This window comes from Streptomyces sp. NPDC085946 (genome assembly GCF_044540485.1).
In the GTDB taxonomy this organism is placed as follows: Bacteria; Actinomycetota; Actinomycetes; order Streptomycetales; family Streptomycetaceae; genus Streptomyces.
On the sequence record NZ_JBITSF010000008.1, the window covers coordinates 74,047 to 100,902 of the forward strand.

23 protein-coding genes and 1 riboswitch are annotated in these 26,856 nt (G+C 74.9%); of the genes, 4 read left to right on the top strand and 19 right to left on the bottom strand.

What is annotated here, in order from left to right:
- Positions 1 to 3: 3 nt before the first annotated feature.
- Positions 4 to 549, bottom strand: coding sequence for a phosphatase PAP2 family protein (locus tag ACIF8T_RS17795; protein ID WP_400036414.1), 546 nt, complete (start codon positions 547 to 549; stop codon positions 4 to 6).
- Positions 550 to 700: 151 nt separating this feature from the next.
- On the opposite strand from ACIF8T_RS17795, the gene ACIF8T_RS17800 reads away from it, so the two are divergent.
- Together ACIF8T_RS17800 and ACIF8T_RS17805 are read left to right on the top strand one after the other, a co-directional pair.
- Positions 701 to 2,050 (top strand): FAD-binding protein, encoded by a 1,350-nt coding sequence (locus ACIF8T_RS17800; protein WP_400035999.1) that lies wholly within the window; start codon positions 701 to 703, stop codon positions 2,048 to 2,050.
- Between the two features lie 19 nt (positions 2,051 to 2,069).
- Positions 2,070 to 2,825, top strand: a complete 756-nt coding sequence (locus ACIF8T_RS17805; protein ID WP_400036001.1) for a decaprenylphospho-beta-D-erythro-pentofuranosid-2-ulose 2-reductase — start codon at positions 2,070 to 2,072, stop codon at positions 2,823 to 2,825.
- A gap of 12 nt (positions 2,826 to 2,837) precedes the next feature.
- Here ACIF8T_RS17805 and ACIF8T_RS17810 read toward each other — a convergent pair whose 3' ends face one another.
- From ACIF8T_RS17810 to ACIF8T_RS17840, 7 genes are all read right to left on the bottom strand, one after another.
- A complete protein-coding gene (locus ACIF8T_RS17810; RefSeq protein WP_400036003.1) occupies positions 2,838 to 3,419 on the bottom strand; it encodes a 2'-5' RNA ligase family protein in 582 nt (193 codons plus the stop codon).
- A gap of 182 nt (positions 3,420 to 3,601) precedes the next feature.
- Positions 3,602 to 4,615: a tryptophan--tRNA ligase gene (gene trpS / locus ACIF8T_RS17815; RefSeq protein ID WP_400036005.1), complete on the bottom strand. Its 1,014-nt coding sequence runs from the start codon at positions 4,613 to 4,615 to the stop codon at positions 3,602 to 3,604.
- A gap of 99 nt (positions 4,616 to 4,714) precedes the next feature.
- Positions 4,715 to 6,163 (bottom strand): glycine hydroxymethyltransferase, encoded by a 1,449-nt coding sequence (locus tag ACIF8T_RS17820; RefSeq protein ID WP_400036007.1) that lies wholly within the window; start codon positions 6,161 to 6,163, stop codon positions 4,715 to 4,717.
- A gap of 31 nt (positions 6,164 to 6,194) precedes the next feature.
- Positions 6,195 to 6,293, bottom strand: a riboswitch (ZMP/ZTP riboswitch).
- Between the two features lie 66 nt (positions 6,294 to 6,359).
- Entirely contained in the window at positions 6,360 to 7,232 is an 873-nt protein-coding gene (locus tag ACIF8T_RS17825) for an alpha/beta fold hydrolase (protein ID WP_400036009.1), read from the bottom strand.
- Between the two features lie 88 nt (positions 7,233 to 7,320).
- Complete coding sequence (locus ACIF8T_RS17830; RefSeq protein WP_400036011.1) at positions 7,321 to 8,505, bottom strand: glutathionylspermidine synthase family protein; 1,185 nt, start codon at positions 8,503 to 8,505, stop codon at positions 7,321 to 7,323.
- Between the two features lie 39 nt (positions 8,506 to 8,544).
- The gene (locus ACIF8T_RS17835; RefSeq protein ID WP_400036013.1) at positions 8,545 to 8,883 is read right to left on the bottom strand and encodes a hypothetical protein; all 339 of its coding nucleotides are present in this window, start codon (positions 8,881 to 8,883) and stop codon (positions 8,545 to 8,547) included.
- A 152-nt stretch (positions 8,884 to 9,035) separates the two neighbouring features.
- Positions 9,036 to 10,421: a PLP-dependent aminotransferase family protein gene (locus tag ACIF8T_RS17840; RefSeq protein ID WP_400036015.1), complete on the bottom strand. Its 1,386-nt coding sequence runs from the start codon at positions 10,419 to 10,421 to the stop codon at positions 9,036 to 9,038.
- A gap of 47 nt (positions 10,422 to 10,468) precedes the next feature.
- Here ACIF8T_RS17840 and ACIF8T_RS17845 point away from each other — a divergent pair, with 47 nt between their 5' ends.
- Positions 10,469 to 10,978, top strand: a complete 510-nt coding sequence (locus ACIF8T_RS17845; RefSeq protein WP_400036017.1) for a carboxymuconolactone decarboxylase family protein — start codon at positions 10,469 to 10,471, stop codon at positions 10,976 to 10,978.
- Positions 10,975 to 11,421, top strand: a complete 447-nt coding sequence (locus tag ACIF8T_RS17850) for a carboxymuconolactone decarboxylase family protein (RefSeq protein ID WP_400036019.1) — start codon at positions 10,975 to 10,977, stop codon at positions 11,419 to 11,421. The genes ACIF8T_RS17845 and ACIF8T_RS17850 overlap by 4 nt, the downstream gene beginning before the upstream one ends.
- A 712-nt stretch (positions 11,422 to 12,133) precedes the next feature.
- On the opposite strand, the gene ACIF8T_RS17855 is transcribed toward ACIF8T_RS17850, so the two are convergent.
- The 11 genes from ACIF8T_RS17855 to ACIF8T_RS17905 all read right to left on the bottom strand — a co-directional run bounded on the left by ACIF8T_RS17855 (position 12,134) and on the right by ACIF8T_RS17905 (position 26,851).
- A complete protein-coding gene (locus ACIF8T_RS17855; RefSeq protein ID WP_400036021.1) occupies positions 12,134 to 13,084 on the bottom strand; it encodes an ABC transporter substrate-binding protein in 951 nt (316 codons plus the stop codon).
- Between the two features lies 1 nt (position 13,085).
- Positions 13,086 to 15,035: an ABC transporter permease gene (locus tag ACIF8T_RS17860; RefSeq protein WP_400036023.1), complete on the bottom strand. Its 1,950-nt coding sequence runs from the start codon at positions 15,033 to 15,035 to the stop codon at positions 13,086 to 13,088.
- The gene (locus ACIF8T_RS17865; protein ID WP_400036025.1) at positions 15,035 to 16,330 is read right to left on the bottom strand and encodes a glycine betaine/L-proline ABC transporter ATP-binding protein; all 1,296 of its coding nucleotides are present in this window, start codon (positions 16,328 to 16,330) and stop codon (positions 15,035 to 15,037) included. The genes ACIF8T_RS17860 and ACIF8T_RS17865 overlap by 1 nt, the downstream gene beginning before the upstream one ends.
- Complete coding sequence (locus ACIF8T_RS17870; protein ID WP_400036027.1) at positions 16,330 to 17,859, bottom strand: GMC family oxidoreductase; 1,530 nt, start codon at positions 17,857 to 17,859, stop codon at positions 16,330 to 16,332. The genes ACIF8T_RS17865 and ACIF8T_RS17870 overlap by 1 nt, the downstream gene beginning before the upstream one ends.
- Positions 17,860 to 17,974: 115 nt before the next feature.
- Complete coding sequence (locus ACIF8T_RS17875) at positions 17,975 to 19,495, bottom strand: aldehyde dehydrogenase family protein (protein WP_400036029.1); 1,521 nt, start codon at positions 19,493 to 19,495, stop codon at positions 17,975 to 17,977.
- Positions 19,496 to 19,976: 481 nt separating this feature from the next.
- Positions 19,977 to 20,948 carry a hypothetical protein gene (locus ACIF8T_RS17880; RefSeq protein ID WP_400036031.1) on the bottom strand — a complete coding sequence of 324 codons (972 nt, stop codon included), beginning with the start codon at positions 20,946 to 20,948 and terminating at the stop codon, positions 19,977 to 19,979.
- 10 nt (positions 20,949 to 20,958) lie between these two features.
- Positions 20,959 to 21,312, bottom strand: coding sequence for a hypothetical protein (locus ACIF8T_RS17885; RefSeq protein WP_400036033.1), 354 nt, complete (start codon positions 21,310 to 21,312; stop codon positions 20,959 to 20,961).
- A 2-nt stretch (positions 21,313 to 21,314) separates the two neighbouring features.
- The gene (locus ACIF8T_RS17890; RefSeq protein ID WP_400036034.1) at positions 21,315 to 23,054 is read right to left on the bottom strand and encodes a hypothetical protein; all 1,740 of its coding nucleotides are present in this window, start codon (positions 23,052 to 23,054) and stop codon (positions 21,315 to 21,317) included.
- A gap of 193 nt (positions 23,055 to 23,247) precedes the next feature.
- Positions 23,248 to 24,237: a malate dehydrogenase gene (locus tag ACIF8T_RS17895; protein WP_400036036.1), complete on the bottom strand. Its 990-nt coding sequence runs from the start codon at positions 24,235 to 24,237 to the stop codon at positions 23,248 to 23,250.
- 346 nt (positions 24,238 to 24,583) lie between these two features.
- Positions 24,584 to 25,777: a DUF2690 domain-containing protein gene (locus ACIF8T_RS17900; RefSeq protein WP_400036038.1), complete on the bottom strand. Its 1,194-nt coding sequence runs from the start codon at positions 25,775 to 25,777 to the stop codon at positions 24,584 to 24,586.
- A gap of 606 nt (positions 25,778 to 26,383) precedes the next feature.
- Complete coding sequence (locus tag ACIF8T_RS17905; protein WP_400036416.1) at positions 26,384 to 26,851, bottom strand: DUF3017 domain-containing protein; 468 nt, start codon at positions 26,849 to 26,851, stop codon at positions 26,384 to 26,386.
- Between the last annotated feature and the right edge of the window lie 5 nt (positions 26,852 to 26,856).

Sequence of the window (26,856 nt, forward strand, 5' to 3'; positions counted from 1 at the left end):
CGGTCATGCGCCGCCCCCCGCCGTCCGGTGGGGCGCTCCGCCGCGCATCCAGCGCGCGCCGACGCGCGCGGTGAGCGCGCCGAGGGCCGCGCCCGCCGCCACGTCCGAGGGGTAGTGGACGCCGGCCACCAGCCGGGACAGGCACACCGCGGCGGCCAGCGGCGGCACGGCGTACGCGCCGAGGGTGCCGAAGGCGACCGCGGCGGCCGCGGCGGAGGTCGCGTGGGAGCTCGGGAAGGAGTGCCGTCCGGCGGTGCGCACCAGGGGCTCGACGTGGGCGGGACGCGGGCGGCGCACGATCCGCTTCACGCCCATGCTGGCCAGGTGCGCGCCCGCCGTGAGCGCGGTGCCGCGCAGCCAGGCGCCGCGCCGCGCGCCGTCCGCGGCGGCTCCGGCGAGACCGGCCGCGAGCCACAGTGCCCCGTGTTCGCCGGCCCACGACAGGGCGCGCGCGGCGGCGGCGATCCGCGGGTCGCCGCCGAGGCCGCGGAGCACCGTCACGATGCGGTGGTCCAGGTCGGGGCCGTACAGGCGGTCCAGGTCGTCCATGCGGTCCAAGTCGTCCATGGGGACCCACTGTTCACGCCGGCCCGCCCGGAACTCCGGCAATATTGGGCGACATCCCATTAATCACCCATTTCGGGGAGAGTAGCCATGTTCCCTGACCGATCGCTCACATGCGGACGCTACGGTCACCGACATGTCTGCCGACACCGTCTCCGTCACGGGCTGGGGCCGCACCGCCCCCACCGCGGCCCGCCTGATCCGCCCCCGGTCGTACGAGGAGGCCGTGGCCGCCCTGCGGGACTGCGGGACCCGCGGCGGCATCCCGAGAGGCCTGGGACGGGCGTACGGGGACGCGGCGCAGAACGCCGGCGGGGCCGTGCTGGACATGACCGCCCTGGACCGGATCCACGCGATCGACGTCGAGGGCGGCACGGTGCTGTGCGACGCGGGCGTCTCCCTGCACCGGCTGATGCAGGTCCTGCTGCCGCTCGGCTGGTTCGTGCCGGTGACGCCCGGCACCCGGTACGTCACCGTCGGCGGGGCGATCGGCGCCGACATCCACGGCAAGAACCACCACGTGTCGGGCTCGTTCTCCCGGCACGTGCTGTCGCTGGAGCTGCTGACCGCCGACGGCGCGATCCGCAGCGTGCGCCCCGGCACGGCGCTGTTCGACGCCACCGCGGGCGGCATGGGCCTGACCGGGGTGATCCTGACCGCGACGGTCCGTCTCCAGCCCGTCGAGACCTCCCTGATGACGGTCGACACCGAGCGCGCCACGGACCTGGACGACCTGATGGCGCGCCTGACCGCCACCGACCACCGCTACCGCTACTCGGTCGCCTGGATCGACCTGCTGGCGCGCGGCGCCGCGACCGGCCGCGCGGTCCTCACCCGCGGCGACCACGCGCCGCTCCGGGCGCTGCCGCGGCGCGCGCGGCGCGACCCGCTGGCCTTCCGCACCTCCCGCTTCCCGGCCGCCCCCGCCTTCGTCCCGGAGGGCCTGCTCACCCGCACCACGGTGGGCCTGTTCAACGAGCTGTGGTACCGCAGGGCGCCGCGTGCGCGGGCCGGCGAACTCCAGCGGATCTCCACGTTCTTCCACCCGCTGGACGGCGTGCCGCACTGGAACCGGATCTACGGCCGCGGCGGCTTCGTGCAGTACCAGTTCGTCGTCGGGCACGGCCGGGAGGACGCCCTGCGGCGGATCGTGCGGCGCATCTCCGAGCACCGCTGCCCGTCGTTCCTGGCGGTCCTCAAGCGCTTCGGGGAGGCCGATCCGGGCTGGCTGTCCTTCCCCGTGCCCGGCTGGACGCTGGCCCTGGACGTCCCGGCGAACCTGCCGGGCCTCGGCGCCTTCCTCGACGAGCTCGACGAGGAGGTCGCCGCGGCCGGCGGGCGCGTGTACCTCGCCAAGGACTCCCGGCTGCGGCCGGAGCTGCTGGCCGCCATGTACCCGCGGCTGGACGACTTCCGCGCGCTGCGGGCGGAGCTGGACCCGCGCGGGGTGTTCGTGTCCGACCTGGCCCGCCGCCTCAATCTCTAGGCAACCTCTAGGAGCTGTCGTGAAGGACGCCTTCGGCCTCCCCCAGTCCCTGCTCGTCCTCGGCGGCACGTCCGGGATCGGGCTGGCCACCGCACGCCGTCTGATCGCCCGTCGGACCCGTACGGTCTGGCTGGCGGGCCGCCCCTCGCCCGCCCTGGAGGAGTCCGCGGAGCAGCTGCGCCGCCTCGGGGCCGACGTGCACACCGTCGCCTTCGACGCGCTGGACCCGGCCTCCCACGAGACCGTGCTCGGCAAGGTCTTCGCCGAGGGCGACGTCGACATGGTGCTGCTCGCCTTCGGCCTCCTCGGCGACCAGGCCCGCGACGAGCGGGAGCCGGAGGCCGCCGTGCGGGTCGCGCAGACCAACTACACCGGCGCGGTCTCGGCCGGCCTGGTGTGCGCCCGCGCGCTGCAGTCCCAGGGCCACGGCTCGCTGGTCGTGCTGTCCTCCGTGGCGGGCGAACGGGCCCGCCGCGCCAACTTCATCTACGGCTCCAGCAAGGCCGGCCTGGACGCCTTCGCGCAGGGCCTCGGTGACGCGCTGCACGGCACGGGCGTGCACGTCATGGTCGTGCGCCCCGGCTTCGTCCGCTCCCGGATGACCGCCGGACTGGAGGAGGCCCCGCTCGCCACGACCCCGGAGGCGGTCGCGTCGGCGGTCGAACTCGGCCTGCGGCGGCGCTCGGAGACGGTGTGGGTGCCGGGCGCGCTGCGCGTGGTGATGGCGGTCCTGCGGCACCTGCCGCGGGGGGTGTTCCGGCGGCTGCCGGTCTGAGGGCGGCCCGTCCTACCGCGCCGGCAGCGAACCCCGGTCCCTGGAGGACGACGCCTGGGGCGGGACCACGGCCGAGCCGAAGGGGAACTCGCGGAGCTTGCGCCAGACGCCGTCGGGGCCCTGCTCGTAGAGGGCGAAGCCGGTGCAGGGCCAGGCGGCCTCGTAGTCGGCGAGCTCCTCGTACGCCCGGTCCATGGCGGCCTCGTCGATGCCGTGGGCCACGGTGACGTGCGGGTGGTACGGGAACTGCAGGTCCCGGGCGACGGGGCCGGAGGCGTCGCGGACCTGCTTCTGCAGCCAGGTGCACGCCTCGGCGCCCTCGACGATCCGGACGTAGACCACGGGCGACAGGGGGCGGAAGGTGCCCGTGCCGGACAGCCGCATCGGGAACGGCCGGCCGGCCGCGGCGACCTCCGTCAGGTGCGCCTCGACGGCCGGCAGGTCGGCGCCGTCGATCTCCGTCGGCGGCAGCAGGGTGACGTGCGTGGGGATACCGTGAGCCGCGGCGTCGCCGAAGCCCGCGCGCAGCTGCTGGAGCTGGCTGCCGTGAGGCTCCGGAACCGCGATCGACACGCCGATCGTTACGGTCCCCACGTCGTCTCCTGTCGTCTCGTCGGTGCAGCTCGTCCTGTGAAGTTCGCCGTACGGATGAGCGGGCGGGGCCGCCGGAACGTCACCCGGCTATCGACTGTACGGCCACGGCGGTGCCGGGGGCAGGCGCAGACGGAGTGATGTACGGCGCTGTGCGGTGGTGCGGCGCCCCGCCCGGGGCGGTCTCAGTGCTTGGCGGGCAGGAAACCCACCCTGTCGTACGCCTGGGAGAGGGTCTCCGCGGCGACGGCGCGCGCCTTCTCCGCGCCCTTGGCCAGGATCGAGTCGAGCGTCTCGGGGTCGTCCAGATAGCTCTGGGTGCGCTCCTTGAACGGCGTCACGAACTCGACCATGACCTCGGCGAGGTCCGTCTTGAGCGCACCGTAGCCCTTGCCGGCGTACTTCTCCTCCAGTTCGGCGACACCCGTGCCGGTGAGGGTCGCGTAGATGGTGAGGAGGTTGCTCACGCCGGGCTTGTTCACGACGTCGTAGCGGATGACCGTGTCGGTGTCGGTGACCGCGCTCTTGACCTTCTTGGCGGTGGTCTTCGGCTCGTCCAGGAGGTTGATGAGGCCCTTCGGCGTGGACGCCGACTTGCTCATCTTGATCGTGGGGTCCTGGAGGTCGTAGATCTTCGCCGTCTCCTTGAGGATGTACGGCTCGGGGACGGTGAAGGTCTCGCCGAAGCGGCCGTTGAAGCGCTCGGCGAGGTCCCGGGTGAGCTCGATGTGCTGGCGCTGGTCCTCGCCGACCGGCACCTCGTTCGCCTGGTACAGGAGGATGTCCGCGACCTGGAGGACCGGGTACGTGAAGAGGCCGACGGAGGCGCGGTCGGCGCCCTGCTTGGCGGACTTGTCCTTGAACTGGGTCATGCGGCTCGCCTCGCCGAAGCCGGTGAGGCAGTTCATGATCCAGGCGAGCTGGGCGTGCTCGGGGACGTGGCTCTGGACGAAGAGCGTGCAGCGCTCGGGGTCGAGCCCGGCGGCCAGCAGCTGGGCGACGGCCAGACGGGTGTTGGCGCGCAGGTCCTTCGGGTCCTGGGGAACCGTGATCGCGTGCAGGTCGACGACCATGTAGAACGCGTCGTGCGACTCCTGCAGGGCCACCCACTGGCGGACGGCGCCGAGGTAGTTGCCGAGGTGGAACGAGCCGGCGGTGGGCTGGATGCCGGAGAGCACGCGGGGTCGGTCAAGGGCCATGCTTCGTATTGTCTCAGAGAGCTCGGGGGGTTCGGTTCGAGGGGAACCACGGACCGCGGTGGCCGGTCGCGCGGTTCCCCCTGCCGCGTGCGGGGCGGCTCAGCCGAGGTCGATCTCCGGGTACAGCGGGAAGCCCGCCACCAGGTCCGTCGCCCTGCGGGAGATCTCGTCCGCGACCTTCTCGTCCAGGACGTGGGCGGCCTTGGAGGGGGCGCCCGACTTGGTGGTGCCCGGCTCGGTGCTGGTGAGGACGCGGTCGATGAGCGCCGCGATCTCGTCCATCTCGGCGGTGCCCAGGCCCCGGGTGGTCAGGGCGGGGGTGCCGACGCGGATGCCGGAGGTGTACCAGGCGCCGTTGGGGTCGGCCGGGATGGCGTTGCGGTTGGTGACGATGCCCGACTCCAGCAGGGCGGCCTCGGCCTGGCGGCCGGTGAGGCCGTAGGAGGAGGCGACGTCGATCAGGTTGAGGTGGTTGTCGGTGCCGCCGGTGACGAGGGTGGCGCCGCGGCGCGCCAGGCCCTCGGCGAGGGCGCGGGAGTTGTCGACGATGCGCCGGGCGTAGTCCTGGAAGGAGGGCTGCCGGGCCTCGGCGAGGGCGACGGCCTTGGCGGCCATGACGTGCGGGAGCGGGCCGCCGAGCACCATCGGGCAGCCGCGGTCGACCTGGTCCTTGAGGGAGTCGTCGCACAGCACCATGCCGCCGCGCGGGCCGCGCAGCGACTTGTGGGTGGTGGTGGTGACGATCTGCGCGTGCGGGACCGGGTCGAAGTCGCCGGTGAGGACCTTGCCGGCGACGAGGCCGGCGAAGTGGGCCATGTCGACCATGAGCGTGGCGCCGACCTCGTCGGCGATCTCGCGCATGATCCGGAAGTTCACCAGGCGGGGGTAGGCGGAGTAGCCGGCGACGATGATCAGCGGCTTGAACGCGCGGGCCTGGGCGCGCAGGGCCTCGTAGTCGATCAGGCCGGTGGCCGGGTCGGTGCCGTAGGAGCGCTGGTCGAACATCTTGCCGGAGATGTTCGGGCGGAAGCCGTGGGTGAGGTGGCCGCCGGCGTCCAGGGACATGCCGAGCATGCGCTGGTTGCCGAAGGCGCGGCGCAGCTCGGCCCAGTCCTCGTCGGTGAGCTCGTTGATCTGGCGGACGCCGGTCTTCTGCAGGAACGGGGCCTCGACCCGGTCGGCGAGGACGGCCCAGAAGGCGACGAGGTTGGCGTCGATGCCGGAGTGCGGCTGGACGTAGGCGTGGCGGGCGCCGAACAGCTCGCGGGCGTGCTCCGCCGCGAGGGACTCCACCGTGTCGACGTTGCGGCAGCCGGCGTAGAAGCGGCGGCCGACGGTGCCCTCGGCGTACTTGTCGCTGAACCAGTTGCCCATCGCCAGGAGGGTGGCCGGGGAGGCGTAGTTCTCGGAGGCGATCAGCTTCAGCATCTCGCGCTGGTCGGCGACCTCCTGGCCGATGGCGTCGGCGACGCGCGGCTCGACGGCGCGGATCACGTCGAGGGCGGCGCGGTAGGCGGTGGAAGCGGTGGAGAGGGGCTCGGCTGACATCGGGACCTCCGGACGTTGCGTTCAGCGTTCACGGTACGGCCCAGGCGCACGGCACTCGTTCCGGGTCATGCCCGGGGGCCGCTCCCCGATGGTCGGTCCCATCCCAAGCACGCCAGTCACGGCCCGCGATCAGCCTACCGGGCGCCCCGCGGGGGCGGGGCGCCGCGTCCACCATGTGACCGGGGCGCGGGGGAGGTCAGTGCGCGGTGGTGTGCGCCAGGATCGCGGCGGCCAGCGGTGCGTGCACCCGCGGCGGCAGCGCGTGGCCCATGCCGGGGACGGTGGTGAGGCGGGCGCCGCGGATCACCTGGGCGAGGTGGCCGGCGTGCGGCGGCGGGAAGACGGGGTCCGCCGGGGCGCAGATCACGAGGGTGGGGACGGCGGTCCGGGCGAGCTGCTCGGTGCGGTCCATGCCCGAGGTGCTCGCGCGGGCGTGCGCGGTGCTCACGCGGGGGTGCCCGGTGTGCGCGATGATCCGGCGTTCCTCGGCGCGGTGGTGGGCGGCGTCGAAGGGCAGCCGGTCGCCGGCCAGGATCCGCCAGTGCGCGACCCGCCGCTCCGCCTCGGCCCCGGCGTCCAGGTCCGGTACGGGGCGGGACCACAGCTCCAGCAGGCGGGGGTCGATGCCGGGGAGGTCCTCCGGCGGGGTCCGGGTGCCGTCCGGGCGGCGGTAGGGGGTGCCGCTGAGGGCGGCGGTGCCGAAGAGGGTGGCGCTGCGCAGCCGGGCGGGGTGGTCGGCGAGGAGGAGCTGGGCGAGCATGCCGCCCAGGGACATGCCGACCACGTGGGCGCGGGCGGCGCCGAGGGCGTCGAGGACGGCGAGGGCGTCGTCCGCGAGCGCGGTGAGGGGGTAGGGCCGCTCGTCGAAGGCCCAGGTGGAGCGGCCGGTGTCGCGGTGGTCGTAGCGGATGACGCGGTGGTGGGCGGCGAGCAGGTCGACCAGGGCGTCGGGCCAGCCCAGGCCGGACGCCTGGGCGCCCATGACCAGCAGGAGGGGCGGCGCGCCGGGGTCGCCGCGCTCCTCGGCCCACAGCCGGATGCCGGGTGCCGCTTCGACGGTGTGTTCCATGGTGCCCCGTTCCGGTCGACTGCGAGACGAGACGTATCGTATCGCTGTGGGGGCGCGGGGTCACGCGGATTGCCGGGGGCGGCCGGCGTCAGAGGATCACGTGCGGCAGGAAACGCGCGTACTCGTCGGTGACCAGGCCCGCGGACTCGCGGATGCCGAGGCCGGCCGACTCGTCCGCCACGACCCAGGCGCCCAGCACGACGTGGTTGCCGTCGAAGGACGGCAGGGGGGCCAGCTGCTGGTAGCAGCAGGGCTCGTCGCGGACGGCCGGGGCGGTGCCCGGCGGGTGGATCGTCACCCCGGCGCCCTCGCGGCCCAGCAGGGGCTTGGCGACGTACCCGTGGGTCGTGGCCAGTTCGCGGGGGCCGTCGAGGTAGGCGGGGAGCAGGTTGGGGTGGTCCGGGTAGAGCTCCCAGAGGATCGCCAGCAGGGCCTTGTTGCTGAGCAGCATCTTCCAGGCCGGCTCGATCCACAGGGTGGTGCCGGTGCCGCCGCCGTTGTCGAGGGTGTCCAGGACGTGGCCGGCGAAGCGGTCGGTGGTGAGCCACTCCCAGGGGTAGAGCTTGAAGATGCTGCGGATGAAGCGCAGTCCCGTGTCCACGAAGCGGCCGGAGAGCCGGTCCCAGCCGATCTCCTCCATGGAGATCCAGTCGGTGGCCAGGCCCGCCTGCTCGGCGGTCTCCTTCAGGTAGGCGACCGTCATGAGGTCCTCGCCCAGTTCGTCGGCCGAGGAGTGCGCGAAGTACAGCGGGCCGCCCGGCGGGAGGAGCTTCGCCTGCCTGCGCCAGGCGTCGATCAGCCGTTCGTGGAGGGAGTTCCACTGGTCGGCGCCGGGGAAGCGGTCCTCCATCCAGAACCACTGCGGCGACGCGGCCTCGACGAGGGACGTGGGCGTGTCGGCGTTGTACTCCAGCAGTTTCGCCGGGCCGGTGCCGTCGTAGCGCAGGTCGAACCGGCCGTAGAGGGTGGGGAGTTCGGCGCGGCGGTGCCAGGCCTCGGCGACCGCCTCGGCCAGGCGCGGGTCGGTGATGCCGAGGTCGGCGAAGCGGTCCTCGGCGACGATGTGCCCGGCGGCCGCCAGGCACATGCGGTGCAGCTCCTCGACGACCTCCTCCAGCGCCTCCACCTCGGGCAGCGAGAAGACGTAGTACGCGCTCTCGTCCCAGTAGGGGCGCAGGGAGCCGTCGGGGTAGCGGGTCAGGGGGTAGATCAGCCCCTGCTCCTCGACGGTCTGCTGCCAGCCGGGGCGGGGTTCGGTGGTGCGGCGTTCCATGGTGTGCCTTCGGTCCGGCGGGTGCGTCCGGGCGGCCGGTCAGCCGCCGCCGCTGCCGGAGCCCGAGCAGCCGAAGCCGCCCCGGTCGACGGCCTCGTCACGGTCGAAGGTGCCGTGGTCGGCGCGGCCGCGGCTGACGTCGGCGTCGTAGTACCAGGCGGCGTCCCGGGCCGACGAGCCGGACCTGCGCTTCTTGCCGGGGGTGGCGGACTTGCAGTTCTTGTCCGAGACGATCTTGTAGCCGTCGTAGGTGTAGCTGTCGCGGTCCACGCAGCGGCGGTCCGGTTCCGAACCGCACGCCGACAGGGCCGCCGCCAGGACGCCCATGCCGCCGAGCACCACCGTGCTGGAGCGCAGCTTCCGCCGTTTCTCTGCCATGTCCGTGTCCCCCAGGATGTGTTGCCCGCCGCGCGGGGTGCCGTCACCGGTCCGCGGACGGCCAGCCTAGAGAGCGGGGGGCCGCCGCGTACACGGGCCCCCCGGCGCGCGCCGCCCGGTGCCGCCGCTTCGCACGCTTTGCCCCGGTGTGCTCAGGGCAGTGCCCGGCACAGCGTCTCCAGGGTGGCCGCCCAGGCGTGGTCCGGCGGGGTGCCGTAGCCGACCACCAGGGCGTCCAGGGGGGCGAGGGCCGCAGCGGGGTGGCGGTGGCGGGCCAGGCCGTGCACCGCCAGGCCCTGCCAGGCCGCCGCCCGGACCACCGGCTCCTCGGTGCCGGGCGGGAGGTGCAGCACGGCGTGCAGACCGGCCGCGATCCCGCCGACGCGCACCTGCGGGGCCCGGGCCGCGAGGGCCGCGACGAGGGCGTCGCGGCGGCGCCGGTAGCGCAGCCGGGCGGCGCGGACGTGCCGGTCGTAGGCGCCGGAGGTGATGAACTCGGCGAGGGTCAGCTGGTCCAGGACGCCCGGTGACCGGCCACCGGCGAGCCGGGTGACCTCCGGGACGAGGGACGGCGGCAGGACCATCCAGCCCAGGCGGAGCCCCGGCGCGAGGGACTTGCTGGCGGTGCCCAGGTAGACGACGTGGTCGGGGTCGAGGTCCTGCAGCGCGCCCACGGGCTGGCGGTCGTAGCGGAACTCGCCGTCGTAGTCGTCCTCCAGGATCAGCCCGCCGGTGCGGCGCGCCCAGTCGACGGCGGCGGCGCGGCGCCCGGGGAGCAGGGCGCCGCCCATCGGGAACTGGTGCGCCGGGTTGAGCAGGACCGCCGGCACGTCGCCCAGCTCCTCGGTGCGCGGCCCCTGCGCGTCGAACGGCAGCGGCACGGTCCGCAGGCCGCTGCGCTCCAGCAGGTCCCAGTGCACGTCGAGGCCGTACGGCTCCACGGCCAGGGTGCGGGCGCCGCGGGCGTGCAGCAGGTCGCCGAGCAGCTGCAGGCCGTGCGCGAACCCCGAGCAGACGACGACGCGTTCGGGGTCGGCGCGCACGCCCCGCACCCGGGCCAGGTAGTCCGCGAGCGCGGTGCGCAGTTCGGCGCGGCCGCGCGGGTCGCCGTAGCCGAGGGCGTCGTTCGGGGCGGCGGCCAGGGCGCGGCGGGCGGCCTTGAGCCACGCGGTGCGCGGGAAGGAGGCGAGGTCGGGGGTGCCCGGGATCAGGTCGTACGGGAGCCGGCCGGGCGTGCGCCGGGCCGGGGGCCGCCGGGCGGGCGGCCGGGCCGGCGCGTGGTCGGCGACCCGGGTGCCCGAGCCCTGCCGGGCGGTCAGCCGGCCCTCGGCGACGAGGTCGGCGTACGCGTCGGCGACCGTGTTGCGGGCGATGCCCAGGTCGGCGGCGAGCGCGCGGGAGGACGGCAGCCGGGTGCCGGGTGCCAGGCGGCCGGAGCGGACCGCCTCGCGCAGCGCGTCGGTCAGGCCCCGGCGCAGGCCCGGGCCGCTCGGTTCCAGGTGCAGGTCGATGCCCAGAGTGGCCCACGGTTCCGCCATGGAAATGGACCATACCCCTGGGCTGCTTCGCTCCTAGGGTCGAGGGCATGACGACGAACACCCAGCAGACGACGACCGAGGCGTACGCCTCCGCGTCCACCCCGCGTCTGGAGTGGGCCGAGCTGGTCCCGGACGTGTACAAGGCGATGGTCCGGCTCGACACGGCGGCCCGGCAGGGCCTGGACCCGACGCTGTACGAGCTGGTGAAGATCCGCGCCTCGCAGATCAACCGCTGCGCCTTCTGCATCGACATGCACACCAAGGACGCGCTCGCGGCCGGCGAGAGCGTGGAGCGGATCGTGCAGCTCGCCGCGTGGGAGGAGTCCCGGCACTTCTACACCGTCAAGGAGCTCGCGGCGCTGGAGCTGACGGAGGCCGTGACGGTCCTGACGGACGGCTTCGTGCCGGACGCGGTGTACGAGCGGGCCGCCGAGCACTTCGAGGAGGCCGAACTGGCCCGGCTGATCGCCGCGATCACGGTCATCAACGCGTGGAACCGGTTCGGGGTGACCTGCCGCGCCACGCCGGGGAACTACCGGCCCGGGCAGCACGTGTGACCGCTCGGACCACACGGCTCGACGACGGGGTCCGCTCCGCCCTGCGGGAGCTGGGCGCCGCCGCCAAGCGGGGCCTGGGCGACCCCGCCCTCGCCGAGCTGGTGCAGATCCGCGCCTCGCAGCTCAACCACTGCGCCTTCTGCCTCGACCTGCACCTCGGCATCGCCCGCGGACACGGGGTGCCGGAACGGCAGGTGGACCTGCTGGCCTGCTGGGAGGAGGCCGGCGACGTCTTCGACGCACGCGAGCGGGCCGCGCTCGCGCTGACCGAGGCGGTGACGGTCCTGACGGACGGCTTCGTGCCGGACGCGGTGTACGAGCGGGCCGCCGAGCACTTCGAGGAGGCCGAACTGGCCCGGCTGATCACACTGATCACCGTCATCAACAGCTGGAACCGCCTGATGGTCGCCCGGCGGATCCCCCCGGGGAGCACGCGGTGGTGAGCGAGGCGGACCTCTCCTGGGCCCCGCGCCACCGGCCGCCCGGCGGCCCCCCGGTGCCGCCCGGCCCCTGACGCGGCCGGCGCCCGGTGGGCGAGGAGGCCGGGTTCCCGGCGCCGGGACCATCGCCTCGCTCGGCCACGGGGACGGGCACGCGCCCGCCGGCGGGATGTCCGCGGCCTGCGCCCGGATCGTCCGGGCCGTGGAGGTGCCGGTGTCGGCGGACGTCGGGGCGGGCCGCGGACCCGCCCCCGGGGAGCTCGCGGAGCGGCTGCCGGGGGCGGGGGCCCCGGGCCGCGGCCCGGAGGTCTCCGAGCACGGGGTCCTCCGGGACCCGCACCGGCACGCCGACCGGCCGGCCGGGGTTGCGGGCCGAGGCGGGCGGGGAGCTCTTCGTCGACGTGCGCGGCGACACCTTCGTCCGCGGGGTCGCCGGCCCGGAGCGGGCGGTGGAGCGGGCCGCGCCGTACGTGGCGGCCCGCGCCGTACGCGTGTGCCCGGTCGGCGCCCCGCCCGGCGCGCTGCCGCTGCCGCGGGCCGGGATCCGGGGGCCGGCCGACGGCCGCGCGGCGGTCGGCGGTCGGCGGTCGGCGAGGGCCCCTCGCCCGCCGGACCGGGCGGGCCCGGGGCCACCCGGATCAGCTTCGGGCCGGGGCTGCGGCGCCGGGCGGCCGCGGCGCCGCGGGAGGGCGCGGCCGGTCCCGCGGGACGAGGGTCAGGGCAGCCACCGCTTCCACGTGGACGCGTGGCCGTCCACCCACTTCTCCGCCGCCTCCTCCGGCGACAGCTTCTGCTCGGCGATCATCAGGGAGACCTCGTTCTGGTCCTCGGCCGTCCACCGGAACCTCTTCAGGAAGGCGGCCGCCCTGCCGCCGTCCCGCGCGAAGTCCGCGTTGAGGTACTTCTGCAGCGGCGTGTGCGGGTAGGCGCAGGCCACCTCCTTCGGGTCGGCGTCGCAGCCCTCCTCGTGGGGCGGCAGCTTCACCTCGGTCATCGGGACCTTCTCGAACAGCCACTGCGGCTCGTACCAGTAGGTGAGGAAGGGCTTCTTCTCCTTGGCGAACTGCTTGATCTGGGTGATCTGCGCGGCCTCGGAACCGGCGAACACCACCTGGTAGTCCAGCTCCAGGTTCTTCACCAGCGCCTTGTCGTTGGTGACGTAGGACGGCGAGCCGTCCATCAGCTGGCCCTTGTCGCCGCTCTCGGCGGTGCGGAACAGGTGGGCGTACTTGTTCAGGTTCCGCCAGTCGGTGATGTCCGGGTGCCGCTTCGCCAGGTACGTCGGGACGTACCAGCCGATGTGCCCGGTGACCCCGAGGTCGCCGCCGCGCGTGATCGTCTTCTTGTCGTCGACGTACCGCTCCTCCTGCTCGGGGTGGCCCCAGTCCTCCAGGAGGGCGTCGACGCGGCCCTGGCTGAGGGCGTCCCAGGCGGGCACCTCGTCGATCTGGACGGTGTCGACGCGGTAGCCGAGCTCGTGCTCCAGCAGGTACCGGGCGACGGCCACGTTGGCCTGCGCGCCCACCCAGGACTGCACGGACAGGGTCACCGTCTTCGCGCCCCGGGCGTTGGCGAACGGCGAGGCCTGCCGGGTCATGTCGGCGGCCCCGCAGCCGGTGGTCAGCGCGAGGACGGCGACGGCGGCCGTGAGCGTCGTGCGGCGCATGTCAGGCTCCCTTCTCCGTACGGCGCCGTGTCGGCTGGGTCACCCGGTCGAGCATCAGGCCCAGGCAGACGATCGCCGCGCCGGCCACCAGACCGGTCGCCAGGTCGCCCTGGGCGAGGCCGAGGACGACGTCGTAGCCGAGCGCGCCGCCGCCGACCAGGCCGCCGATGATGACGACGGCGAGGACGAGCACCACGCCCTGGTTGACCGCGAGCAGCAGGGCCCGGCGGGCCAGCGGGAGCTGGACCTGCCGCAGCTGCTGCCAGCCGGTCGCGCCCAGCGAGTGCGCCGACTCCAGGGCGGCCGGGTCGACCTGGCGCAGGCCCTGGGCGGTGATGCGGACGACGGCCGGCAGGGCGTAGACGACGGCCGCGGCGACGGCGGGCGCGCGGCCCACGCCGAACAGCGCGACGACCGGGATCAGGTACACGAACTGCGGCATCGTCTGGAAGACGTCCAGCACGGGCCGCAGCAGCCGCTCGAAGCGGTCGCTGCGGGCCGCCGCGATGCCGGTCGCGAAGCCGGCGACGAGGGTGACGGCGACGGCGGCGAGGACCTGCGAGAGCGTGTCCAGGGACGGCTCCCAGACGCCGAGCACACCGATCGCGGCCATCGCGAGGACGGCGGTCAGCGCGGTGCGCCAGGTGCCGATCGGCCAGGCCAGGGCGGCGACGAGCAGCAGCACCGCCCACCAGGGCAGCCACTGCAGGCCGTCCCGGACGGGGTCGAGCACCCAGGTGGTGAAGCGGGCCGCCCAGTCGGCGGTGCCGCCGACCACGGGGACGCCCGAGTACAGGTGGGCGGTCATCCAGTCGACGGCCCGGTTGACCGGCTCGGCGACGGCCACGGTCCACGCGTCGGGCCACTCCGGCCGGCCCAGCAGCCGTCCGGCGACCGCGACGGCCGCGGCGGCGCCCAGGGCGTACGCCGGGCGTGCCCGGCCGTGGTCCCGCGGCGCCTCGCCGAGGCGGGCGCCGGCCGCGGCCGTCACCCGGTCCAGGACGACGGCCAGCAGCACGATCGGGATGCCGGCGGCGAGCGCCGCGCCCACGTCGACCGAGGCGAGGGCCTGGTAGACGCGGTCGCCGAGGCCGCCCGCGCCGATGACCGACGCGATGACCGCCATGGACAGCGCCATCATGATCGTCTGGTTGACGCCGAGCAGGAGTTCCTTGCGGGCCAGCGGGATCCGCGCGGTCAGCAGCCGCTGCCGGGCCGTGGCGCCGAGGGACTCGACCGCCTCCAGCACCTCCGGGTCGGCGCCGCGCAGGCCGAGCGCGGTGAGCCGGGCCATCGGCGGGGCGGCGTACACGACGGTCGCCAGGACGGCGGCCGGGACGCCGATGCCGAAGACCAGCACGACCGGCAGGAGGTAGGCGAAGGCGGGCAGCACCTGCATGGTGTCGAGGACCGGGCGCAGCGCGCGGTCCATCCGGTCGGACAGCCCGGCGGCGAGGCCCAGCAGGGCGCCCACGGCCACCGACGCGACGACGGCGACCGCCATCAGCGCGAGCGTCTGCATGGTCGGCACCCACATGCCGAGCACCCCGCAGGCGAGGAAGGCGACGCCCGTGCCTAGGGCGAGCCGCACGCCCGCGACCCGCCAGGCCACGAGGGCGCCCAGCGCGGTGACGCCCGCCCAGCCGGCGGCGAGGAGGGCGAGGTAGACGGCCCGGACGGCGAGGGTGACGGCGTTGCTGACGTGGCCGAGGAAGTACAGGAACAGCGGGTGGCCGTCCCGGTTGTCGATGATCCAGTCGCTGGCGGTGCCGAGCGGGCCGGACAGGTCGACGGTGAGGGCGCCCGGCCAGCTCGCGCCGCCCCAGCGGGCGGTCGCGGGCGGGACCAGGACGACGGCGACCGCGGCGAGCAGGAGCAGCTTGCGGACCGCCCGGTGCTTCAGCACGCCCGGGGCGCCCAGGCGCGCGGCGGGTGCGGTGACGGTCGCCATCAGACCAGCTCCTCGTCGGCGCCCCGGCCGGGCCGGTGAGCGGCGCCGCGCCGGACGGGCGCCGCACCGTCCGCCCGGCCCGCACCGTCCGCCCGGCCGCCCGGAGCCGGGCCGGTGCCGCGGGCCGGGGGCACGGCGGTGCCGTCGCCCGGGGTCCCGCCGGGGCCGCCCGGGATCTCGCCGGGGTCGGCGCTCGGGATCCCGTCAGGGCCGGCGCCCGGGGTCCCGTCAGGGCCGGTGCCCGTGCCCGCGACGACCTCCAGCAGGGCGTCCGAGTCGACCACGCCCAGGCAGCGGCCCCGGTCCACCACCCGGGCCGGGGCGCCGGCCCGGGCGACGGCCTCGATCGCCTCGGAGACCGTCGCGTCGGGCCGGACCGCCGGGCCGCTGCCCGCCTCGGCCGCCGTCGCGCCGCGCATGGCCGTCCGGACGGTGATGACCTGCTCGCGCGGGACGTCCCGGACGAACTCCCGGACGTAGTCGTCGGCGGGCGAGCCCACGATCTCCTCCGGCGTGCCGAGCTGGACCACGCGGCCGTCGCGCATCAGGGCGATGCGGTCGCCGAGCTTCAGGGCCTCGCTCAGGTCGTGGGTGATGAAGACCATCGTGCGGCCCTCCTCGCGGTGCAGCCGTACGACCTCCTCCTGCATGTCGCGCCGGATGAGCGGGTCGAGCGCGCTGAACGGCTCGTCGAACAGCAGCACTTCGGGGTCGACGGCGAGCGCGCGGGCCAGGCCGACGCGCTGGCGCTGACCGCCGGAGAGCTGGCCGGGGCGGCGCTGCTCCATGCCCGCCAGGCCGACCTTGGCGACGACCTCGGCGGCCCGCTCGCGCCGCTCGGCCCGGCCGACGCCCTGGATCTCCAGGCCGTACGCCACGTTGTCCAGGACGGTGCGGTGCGGCAGCAGGCCGAAGTGCTGGAAGACCATCGCGGCGCGGTGGCGGCGCAGTTCGCGCAGCCGGGTCCTGTCCATGGCGCGGACGTCCTCGCCGTCGATGGCGATGGTGCCCGCGGTCGGCTCGATCAGCCGGGTCAGGCAGCGCACCAGCGTGGACTTGCCGGAGCCGGACAGGCCCATGACGACGAAGACCTCGCCCTTGCGCACGTCGAAGGAGACGTCCCGCACGGCGGCCGTGCAGCCGGTGCGCTCGCGCAGCTCGGCGGGGGCGAGGGCGGCCAGCTCCGGGTCGCCGGGGATCCGGCCGGCCTTCGGGCCGAAGACCTTCCACAGGCCGTCCACGCGGAAGACGGGGGCGCCGGTGTCGACGGGCGGCCTCAGCACGGCGGTACCCATCACGCACCACCCCCGATCAGGTCGGCGGCCCGCTCACCGACCATGAGCACACCGACCATCGGGTTCACGGCGGTCATCGTCGGGAAGACCGAGGCATCGGCGATCCGGATGCCCTCCAGGCCGCGGATCCGCAGCTCGGGGTCGACGACGGCCAGCTCGTCGGCGGCGTCGCCCATCCGGCAGGTGCCCGCCGGGTGGTAGACGGTGTGCGCGACCTTGCGGGCGTACTCGCCCAGCTCCTCGTCGCCCGTGACGTCCGGGCCGGGGCACACCTCGCGCTTGAGCCAGCCGGCCAGCGGCTCGGTCCTCGCGATCTCGCGGGCGATGCGGATGCCGTCGACGAGGGTGCGGCCGTCGTAGTCGTCCTCGTCGGTGAAGTAGCGGAAGTCCAGGGCGGGTTTGACCGACGGGTCGGCGCTGGTCAGGCTGAGCCGGCCGCGGCTCTTCGGCTTGGGGATGTTCGGGGTCATCGACACGCCGAACTCCGGCCGCTCGTAGCCCAGTCGCTCCGGATGGTCCGTGAACGGGATCTGGTAGAAGTGGAACATCAGGTCGGGTCCCGCGTGCGCGGGGTCGCGGCGCACGAACAGGCCGGCGTCGGAGTCCATCGCGGAGTTCTCCGGGAGGGGGCCGTGGGTCTCCCAGACGATGACCGACTCGGGGTGGTCGAGCAGGTTCTCGCCGACGCCGGGCAGGTCGTGGGCGACGGGGATGCCGAGGGCCTCCAGGTCCGCCTTCGGGCCGACGCCGGAGTGCAGCAGCAGGCGCGGCGAGTCGATCGCGCCCGCGCACAGGACGACCTCGCGGCGCGCCCGGACCAGCTTCTCCTCGCCGTCCGCGGTGCGGACGTGGACGCCCTCGGCGCGGGTGCCGTTCAGCTCCAGCCGGTACGCCCAGGTCTCCAGGAGGATCGTGAGGTTGGGCCGCTCGTCCATCACCGGGTGCAGGTACGCCACCGACGCCGAGGAGCGCTTGTTGGTCTCGGGGTGGTAGGCGAGGTCGAAGAAGCCGACGCCCTCGGTGAACGGCTCGGCGTTGAAGCCCTCCACGCGCGGCACGCCGAGCGCGGCTCGGGCGGCGTCGACGAAGTCGCGGGCGATGGCGTTGCGGTCCTTCTCGTCGACCGGGACGATGTTGTTGAGCAGCCGGGCGTAGTACGCCTCCATCTGCACCGCGCCCCAGCCCTTGGCGCCGGCCTCCTCCCACTCGTCCCAGTCGGACGGCAGCGGCTTGAAGGCGATGAGGGTGTTGTGCGACGAGCAGCCGCCGAGGACGCGGGCGCGGCTGTGCCGGATGTGCGAGTTGCCGCGCGGCTGCTCGGTGGTCGGGTAGTCGTAGTCCAGCTCGCCGCCGAGCAGGCCCATCCAGCGGCGCAGGGTCAGCACGTCGTCGCGGCCGACGTCGCTGGGGCCGCCCTCGATGACGGCGACGGTGACGTCCGGGTTCTCGGTGAGCCGGGAGGCGATGACGGAACCGGCGGTTCCGCCGCCTATGACGACGTAGTCGAACACATGGGTGTGGTCGGGCATGGGAGTGGTACTCCAGGGGGGATTCGGGACAGGTGGGTGGACTGCTCCTCGACGGGCGTGCGCGCCGGCCGGGCGTGCTCCGCCGGTCGGCGGCGCACGGCCGGCGCGGTGGGGGTCAGCCCGCGAACCAGCGCACCGGCCGCGGGGCGAGGTTCTGGTAGACGTGCTTGGTCTCGCGGTACTCGGCGAGGCCGGCCGGGCCGAGCTCGCGCCCCGTGCCGCTCCTGCCGAAGCCGCCCCACTCCGCCTGCGGGAGGTAGGGGTGGAAGTCGTTGATCCAGACCGTGCCGTGCCGCAGACGGCCCGCGACCCTGCGCGCCCGGCCCGCGTCGGCGGTCCAGACGGCGCCGGCGAGCCCGTACTCGGTGTCGTTGGCGAGGGCGACGGCCTCGTCCTCGGTGCGGAAGGTCTCCACGGTGAGGACCGGGCCGAAGACCTCCTCGCGCACGACGCGCATCTCGCGGTGGCAGTGGTCGAGGACGGTCGGCTCGTAGTAGTAGCCGTTCTCCGGCCGCTGCGGGGAGGGTGCGGGGCGCTTGCCGCCGCAGCGCAGCACGGCGCCCTCCGCCAGGGCGGAGGCGACGTACGCCTCGACCTTCGCGCGGTGCTGCTCGGAGACGAGCGGGCCGCACTCGACGCCCTCCTCGGTGCCGCGGCCGAGGCGGATCCGGGCCGCGCGGCGGGCGAGTTCGGCGACGAACCGGTCGCGGACCGACTCCTCGACGATGAGCCGGGCGCCCGCCGAGCAGACCTGGCCGCTGTGGATGAAGGCCGCGTTGAGGGCCTGGTCGACGGCGGTGTCGAAGCCCTCGTCGGTGGCGCAGGCGTCGGCGAAAACGACGTTGGGGTTCTTGCCGCCGAGTTCGAGGGCGACCTTCTTGACGGTCGGGGCGGCGGCCTGGGCGACCTTGACGCCGCTGGCCAGGCCTCCGGTGAAGGAGACCAGGTCGACGTCGGGGTGCTCGGCGAGCCGGGCGCCGACGGTGTGCCCGGGGCCGGTGACGATGTTGGCGACCCCGGCCGGCAGACCCGCCTCCACCAGCAGCCCGATCAGCGCGACGGTGGACAGCGGGGTGATCTCGCTCGGCTTGACGACGAAGGTGTTGCCGGCGGCCAGGGCGGGCGCGATCTTCCAACTGGCCTGGAGCATCGGGTAGTTCCAGGGCGTGATCATCGCGCAGACGCCGACCGGCTCATGCACGACCACGCTGTGGACGTCGGGCGAGCCCGCGTCGACCACCCGGCCCGGGGCCTCGCCGGCCACGAGGTCGGCGAAGTAGCGGAAGGCGTCGGCGACGCAGTCGACGTCGACCCGGCCCTCCTCCACGGTCTTGCCCGCGTCCCGGCTCTCCAGCAGGCCGAGCTCCTCCCGGTCCCGCACCAGCAGGTCGGCGACGCGGCGCAGCAGCGCGGCGCGCTCGGCGACCGGCGTGCGCGGCCACGGGCCCTCGTCGAAGGCGCGCCGGGCGGCGGCGACCGCGAGGTCGGTGTCCTTCTCGTCGCCCTCCGCGACCACGGCGAACGGCAGGGCGTCCGCGGGGTCGAGGATCGCGCGCGTGGCGCCGGACACGGCCGCCCGCCACTCCCCTCCCGCGTGGATGGTGGTGCGCGCCTGCAGTTCCGTACGTTCCGCCATGATCGGTGATGCCTTCCGTTCCTGTTCGGTGCCCCTGAGTGACACCTGTGTCACTCAGGGGACCGCGTGCACCTGCCCGAAGCCCTTCGGGTGCATGCGCGATCCGTGGCCGAAAGTGCGCTGCGTCACGGAAGATGCGGACAGGAAGGAACGAAAGCACGCGGACGCCGGCCCGGACGCCGACCGCCCCGGTCGTGCGGCCGGGGCGGTCGGCGTCCGGGGCGCGGGACGGCCGGCCGCGTGCGGTGGAGACGGTGCGACCGGGCGTCGCGCGGCGGCGGCGCACGGCGCGGCACGCGTGCCGTGCCGGCCGGGGCGCGGGCCGTGCCGGCCGGGGCGCGGGCCGTGCCGGCCGGGGCGCGGGCCGTGCACCGCTCCCCGGTCCGCCGGGGCGTCCCGGCCCCGCGGCGGCCGCGTCCGCGGGGCGCACCGGTTCGGGAAGCGGCCGGGACGGGCCGGGCGCGTCCCCGGCGGCCGCGGGTCAGTCCTGCCCGCAGGCCGTGTCCGGCGGGCAGAAGTGCGCGACGGCGGTCAGCACCAGCTCCAGTTCGGGGTCGACGCCGTCGGTGGGCGGGCCGTAGGCGGCGACCGCGTACAGCTTGCCGTCGCCCGGCGCGCGGAAGCGCAGGTCCTGGACGTGCCAGCTGCCGACGTCCGGCTCGCCGCGCAGGGCGTCGGCGCGGTACTCCAGCCGCAGCCCGGAGACGCCGCCCTCGTCGACCGGTTCCAGGGCGACCTTCTCGAAGCCGTCGGGCTTCGGCGTCCGGTCGGACAGGAACAGGTCGAAGGACGCCTCGGGCGAGGACTCCGCGACCTCGTACACCTGGAGGCGGCGGTAGCCGTCGGCGCTGCGGTAGTTGACGACGTCCATGCCGTGCTGGGAGGCCACCGCCTCGCGGGTCCAGTCCAGGGGACGGGCGATGGTGAAGCCCTCGGCATCCGTGTGGAGCTCGTAGCCGTCGGGCAGCCGGGTCTCCCGGCCGGACGGGGAGCCGGACGGGGAGCCGGACGCACTGCCGGTGGGTCCGGTGCCGTCCGCGCCCGGCGCCGTCGGGCCGGGCGTCGCGTCGCCGGTCGGCGACGGGCCGGCGGCGGTCGCGCCGTCCTCCCGGGACCCGGGTCCGCCGTCGTCCCCGACGGCCAGCGTCAGCACCAGCGCCACGGCGACCCCGGCCGCGGCGGCCCCGCCCAGCACGCCCCACAGGAGCCGCCGGCCGGGGCCCCGGCCGGCGGGCGGCCGGGCACCGCCGTGCGGCAGCTCGGGGTCCGACCAGGCACCGTGGCCCGCGCCGGGCGCCGGCGCACCGCCGGCGGGCGCGTCCGGCGGCGGGGCCTCCGGGCGCGGCAGGAACTCCGGGCGCGGCGGGGGCGGCGGAGTCACCGGTACGGCGCCGTCGCCGCCGTCCTCCCAGCGCTGGGCGTCCTCGTTCCAGTACCGCTGTCCCCCGCTCATCGCGTCCCTCTCACATTCCCAGCAGCCCGGCGACGGCCCCCGCCGACGCGAACAGCGTCAGGATGTTCTGGGCGTCCGTGAGCACCTCCCGCAGCCGCCGGAGGCGGCCCTCACCGGCCGTTCCGGTCCGGGTGATCTCCTCCTCGGTCTGCGCGAGGGTCTCGTCCAGCCGCGCGGCCTGCTCGTTCTCCCGCAGCCGGGCCAGGTCGGCGCGGAGCTCCCGCACGGCCGCCAGCAGCTGCTCGGCGGACTCGTCCCGCACCGCCGGAGCGGCGTTGCGGGTCTCGGCACGGGCGTGGTCGCCGAAGGCGAAGGAGGAGTTGTCGGCGCGGTTGATGCTGACGTTCGGCTGGTCGGGTGCCATCGCTAGTCGGTTCCCTTCTGCGGCCGGGGGCCGCCGGTCGTGGTCGCGGCGCGCGCGTGGTCGCCGAAGGCGAACGAGGAGTTGTCGGCACGCCCGATGTGCACCGCGCCGTTGCTGATGTTGACGATCTTCTGCACGAACTCGCCGGTCTCGTAGCCCGCCTCGGCCAGGGCCAGCCGCACGCCGCGCCCGATGCGGTCCTGGACGCTCCGGAGGTACCGGGCGACGTCCATCTCCTGGAAGGTGGACCCGGTGGGCACCGAGGCCAGCTCCCGCACCGAGAGGGCCGGCCCGTCGGGCAGCGCGTGCGCGTGGCCGCCGGTCAGCAGCCGCCACGCGTACACCGCGCCCCGGCCGAGCGTCACCAGCGAGCGGCCCACGGAGCCGGGCACCAGGACGCCGGCGCCGGCGATCCTGCCGAGCGGGTTGTCGTGGCGGAACCGGTGCGAGGTGCGGTCGGCGTCCTTGAAGTCGGCGCGGACCGGCGTCAGCACGTGCGGGGCGATCTCCAGCATGAGCATCCGGCCCTGCGTGTGGACGCGCACGAAGACCGTGACGACCAGCTCCTCCTCCCAGCCGCCGACCCGGATGCGCAGGAAGTGCCGGCGCTTCTCGCCGCCCTCCTCGACGGCCCGCGTCCGGTGCCGCTCGAACTCCGCGGGGCCGTACGGCGCCTGGTCACGGGCGAGGAGCCCGTCGACGGGCAGGAACACGCACTCGTCGATCTCCAGCCGGCGCAGCCGGTCCCGTACGCCGGGGCCCGCGTACTCGGCGGGCACGCGGAGCTGCTCCAGCAGGGGCCGGATCCGGTCGAGGATCGCGCGGTTGCCGAGCGGCTGCTGCTCCTTCTCCTCGTCCGGCCGCAGTTCGACGGCGAGCACCCAGGTGTCGTACGCCGCGCCCGCCCCGCAGAACGGGCGCGCCTCGTGGTACATGACCAGCGGCGCGTGCTGCTCCAGCCGGATGCGGTGCGCCAGCCGCCGGAAACGCTGCCCGCCGGCCTGCTCGGCGGGGTCGCCGGCGGCGTCCGGGAAGCGCTGCGGGGACAGTTCGGCGGCGAGGGCGCGGGCGAACTGGTTGCGCTGGGCCGCCACGCACAGGCCGATGACGACGAGCACGCCGATCCCGAGCCAGGCCTGCCACGGCTCGGCCACGGCCGCGAACTCGTCGACGACCGACTCCAGCAGACCGCTCCCGTCGGAGCCGGAGCCGTAGCCGTAGTCGTACGAGGACCCGTAGCCGGAGTCGTCGTCCCGGCCGCCGCCGAAGGCGGCGGAGCCCAGCACCAGCAGGGCGAACCCGGTGAGGAGCCGGCCGGCCCAGCGCGCCAGGGAGGCGGCGAGCCAGCGGTACCAGGGCGGCTGCGCGGCCCGCCCGCGGAGCAGGGGCGCGACGGCGAGCAGCAGGCCGGACCACAGGAAGAGGGCGAGCAGGCCGCCGCTGAGCGGTACGCCCACCACCCACAGGCCGGTGACGGCCGCCGCCCACAGCAGCTCCTGGCGCCGGGCGCGCAGCGCGTGCGCGAGGACACGGGCGGCGTCGAAGCCGAGCGAGGGCGCCACGACGCGCTGCTCGTCGAGGTACAGCTGCTCGATGACGCGGTCGCGGTAGCCGGGGTCCAGGTAGACGCCCGCGCACAGCAGGCGGCAGGCCTCGCTGGCGTGCGGTGGCACGGGCGGCGGGGCGGAGGGCGACGCCGCGCCCGGCTGCTGTGGTTGCTGCGGCACGTGTGCGGTGTTCACGCGAGTCCCCCGATGCGCGAATCGACGCGGCTGACAGCCGAGTTGGCGGGGGATCAGCATAGGGGACGGGGCGTTCGGACCGAACCGGATTGCCGGCCGCGGTCACGTGCCGGCCGCGGTCACGTGCGGGCGGACGAGCGCGGGGCCCCGCGCCGGCCGAACCGGTGCGGGGCCCCGCGGGGGCCGGGTGGGCTCAGATGAGGCCGAGGCCGCGGACCGCCTCGCGCTCCTCCTCGAGCTCCTTGACGGAGGCGTCGATGCGGGCGCGGGAGAACTCGTTGATCTCCAGGCCCTGGACGATCTCGTACTTGCCGTCCTTGCAGGTGACCGGGAAGGAGGAGATCAGGCCCTCCGGGACGCCGTAGGAGCCGTCCGACGGGATGCCCATGGAGACCCAGTCGCCCTCGTCGGTGCCGTTGACCCACGAGTAGACGTGGTCGATGGCGGCGTTGGCGGCGGAGGCGGCCGAGGAGGCGCCGCGGGCCTCGATGATGGCGGCGCCGCGCTTGGCGACGGTCGGGATGAAGTCGTCGGCCAGCCACTTCTCGTCGTTGACGACCTCGGCGGCGTTCTTGCCGGCGATGGTGGCGTGGAAGATGTCCGGGTACTGGGTGGCGGAGTGGTTGCCCCAGATGGTCAGGCGCTTGATGTCGGCGACCGTGGAGCCCGTCTTCTTCGCCAGCTGGGTCAGGGCGCGGTTGTGGTCCAGGCGGGTCATCGCGGTGAACCGCTCGGCCGGTACGTCCGGGGCGGCGGCCTGCGCGATGAGCGCGTTGGTGTTGGCCGGGTTGCCGACGACGAGGACGCGGATGTCGTCCGCGGCGTGGGCGTTGATGGCCTGGCCCTGCGGCTTGAAGATGCCGCCGTTGGCCTCCAGGAGGTCGCCGCGCTCCATGCCCTTGGTGCGGGGGCGGGCGCCGACGAGGAGGGCGACGTTGGCGCCGTCGAAGGCGACGTTCGGGTCGTCGGTGATGTCGATGCCCTGGAGCAGCGGGAACGCGCAGTCGTCCAGCTCCATGGCCGTGCCCTCGGCCGCCTTCAGGGCGGGCGTGATCTCCAGGAGGCGCAGCCGGACCGGCACGTCCGCGCCGAGCAGCTGGCCGGAGGCGATGCGGAAGAGCAGGGCGTAACCGATCTGGCCGGCCGCGCCGGTGACGGTGACGTTCACGGGAGTGCGGGTCATGGCGTTCTCCGTATGACAGCTGGCGGTGGGGCGTCCCTGCCCCGGGCGTTTGATCGATCTCTTGGCGTCAAGAGATTTCCAGCGGTCAGGCTATCGCGCATCCGTCATCCCGGACGGCCGGGTGCGTGTGGCCCACCCCACAGAGTGCCCGGTACGAACGAAGGGCGGCCGCCCGTCCGGGAGAGGGGGACGTGGGCGGCCGCCTGAGGGGGGTACCGACCGTGCCGGACTCCCGTGGGGGTACCTTCCGCCTGCCCCGCCTCCGCCGGGCCATGCCTGGGTCACCCCGCCTTTTTGACGGGACCGACCGGGGCGGCCCGGCACGGGCCGGGCGGCGCGAGGCCCCTTACTCGGTGCACCCCTTCTGTCCCGAGGCCATCGTCACGCAGGCCGTCGCCTGGTCCGCGTCCTTCACGGCCACCATCGGCGTGTAGGCGATCGCGTCGCCGGCCTCGGTGATCGTGCCGCTCTGCTCGGCCTTGCCCGCGGTCACCCGGACCTCGTCGCCCTGGGCCGCCTGGGTGATGCGCCCCCACGCGGCGCCGCAGGTCTCGCTGTAGCGGACCTCCACGACGGTCGTGCCGACGGTCGCGGTCTTGGCGGTGGTGACCAGGTCACCGCTGCACCCCATGCTCTCCGCGTCCTTGCCGGTGCAGGTGTCCCCGCTGCACTTCACCCCGGCCGGCAGGTTCCGGTCCGCGCTGACGGACGGCGAGGGCGGCCGCTTCCCGGCCTCGTTCTCCTTGTCACCGCCGCCGCCGAGGAGGAAGAACGCGCCGGCGACGACCACCAGCACCCCCACGACCCCGGCGAGGAACAGGGGTGTCCGGCCCTTGCCGCCGGAGCCGGCGGCGGACCGGGACCGGGTGGCGTTCCGCGGCGGTGCGCCGCGGCCGCCCGGCGCCGGCGGTCCGGCAGCGGGCCCCGCGCCCGAGGGCGGGCCGCCGGCGGGACCGCCCGGACGGCCGGTCGCCCGGGACGGGCCCGCGTACCCGGCCATGCCCCAGGAGTTGGCCGGGGAGCCGCCGTCCCGCCCGGCGCGCTCCTGCGCGTCACGGACGTCCCGCACGCCGCCCACCGAGTCCTGGACCTCCGGCGCCGTCGGCTGCGACGGCACGCTCGGCACCACGCCCGCGGGGCCGGCGATGCCCGGCGTGACCGTGGCGCTGCGCCCCTTGCGGGCCGTCCTGCCGCCCGCGGCGTCGGCCTGGGGCACGCCGAACTCGCTCAGCGCCGCGCGCGCCTGCGAGATCCGGATCGCCTCCATGGTCATGTCGTGCCGCATCTCCGAGCGGCTCCAGGCTCTCTCGGCGAGCTCCCACATGGTCGTCAGGTGCACCGGATTGGTCCCGGTGACCTCGGCCAGCGCCACGATCGCGCCCTTGGGCGCGAGGAGCCGGCCGTTCAGGTAGCGCTCCCAGGACGTCTTGCTGTAGCCCGTGCGGTCGGCCACCGACGCGATGCTCAGGCCGCTGCGGTCCACGAGCCGCCGCAGTTGGCTGGTGAACTCCCTGATCTGCGGATCGAGTTCATCCGGCAAGGCCCTCCAACGAGGCATTGCTATCCCCCCTCTTCCCCCCGGTTCGTGCTGGTGTGTCCCCCGCGCATGATGCCCTTGGCCGAGTCCCCGTTGTGGCTACCCACGGAGATGCGCACAGCCAGGATCTCAGTTCCCGGGGTGGGGGCGCACGGGAGCGTCGGGGCCGCGGGCGCGCACCGTCGCGCGCCTCGCCGTGCCCGGACCAGTGTCCCACCGGTCGCCCCCTGCGCCGGACCGGACCTCCGTTCGAGCGGCGGGACGCCCCGGGCCGTCCTGATTGCCCACGCTAGCCCCACCGTCGAACCACTTCGTGTCATATCCGCGAACTTGTCAATACATCGACACACAGAAACCACATGAACATACCCAAAGACCCCGGCGGTCCCGAGCGGTCCCGCACGCCCCGCCGCGGACCGGCCGGCCGTTGCGGGGACCGTAGCGGAACGGTCACTTCCGTGCCACAGCGCCCGGACAGCCGTTGAACGGCCGGTTCGCCGTACAGGAGGGTGGATTCCGCGACGGCCCGTCCTCCCTCGGGGGAGGGGACGGGCCGTCGTACGGCGTTCCGGGCCGGGACGCGGGCCGCCGGCCGCGAGCCGCTGGCCGCTAGCCGCTGACCGTGAAGTGCAGCGTGTCCTTCAGGAACGGGATCTCCAGCAACGGCTTCGGCTGCGCCATCAGCGCCAGCAGGACGATCGCCGTCCCCAGCGTCCCGCAGGTGACGATGTCCGTGAAGCGGGAGCGGACGGCGAGCAGGCCGACGTCCGGCACGAGCCAGCGCAGCGCGGCACCGCCCAGCAGCGCCACCCCGATCAGCAGGGTGCCGAGCCGGAACAGGTCCAGCGCGGTCAGCAGCAGGCCGAGTCCGACGAGGGCGAGCACCGCCAGGGCGGGCCACTGCCGGGCGGGCGCCGGGGCGTCGCCGGGTGCCGCCCGGCCGCCGCCCTCGGGCCGCGCGGTGTCCCGGGTGAACAGCGGGAAACGCCGGGTGGCCCGCCGCGGCCGCCCCTCGGCGTCGGGCACGCTGATGGGGTCCCGGACCGTGATCTCACCGGTCTCGTCGGTCTCGAACACGTCGT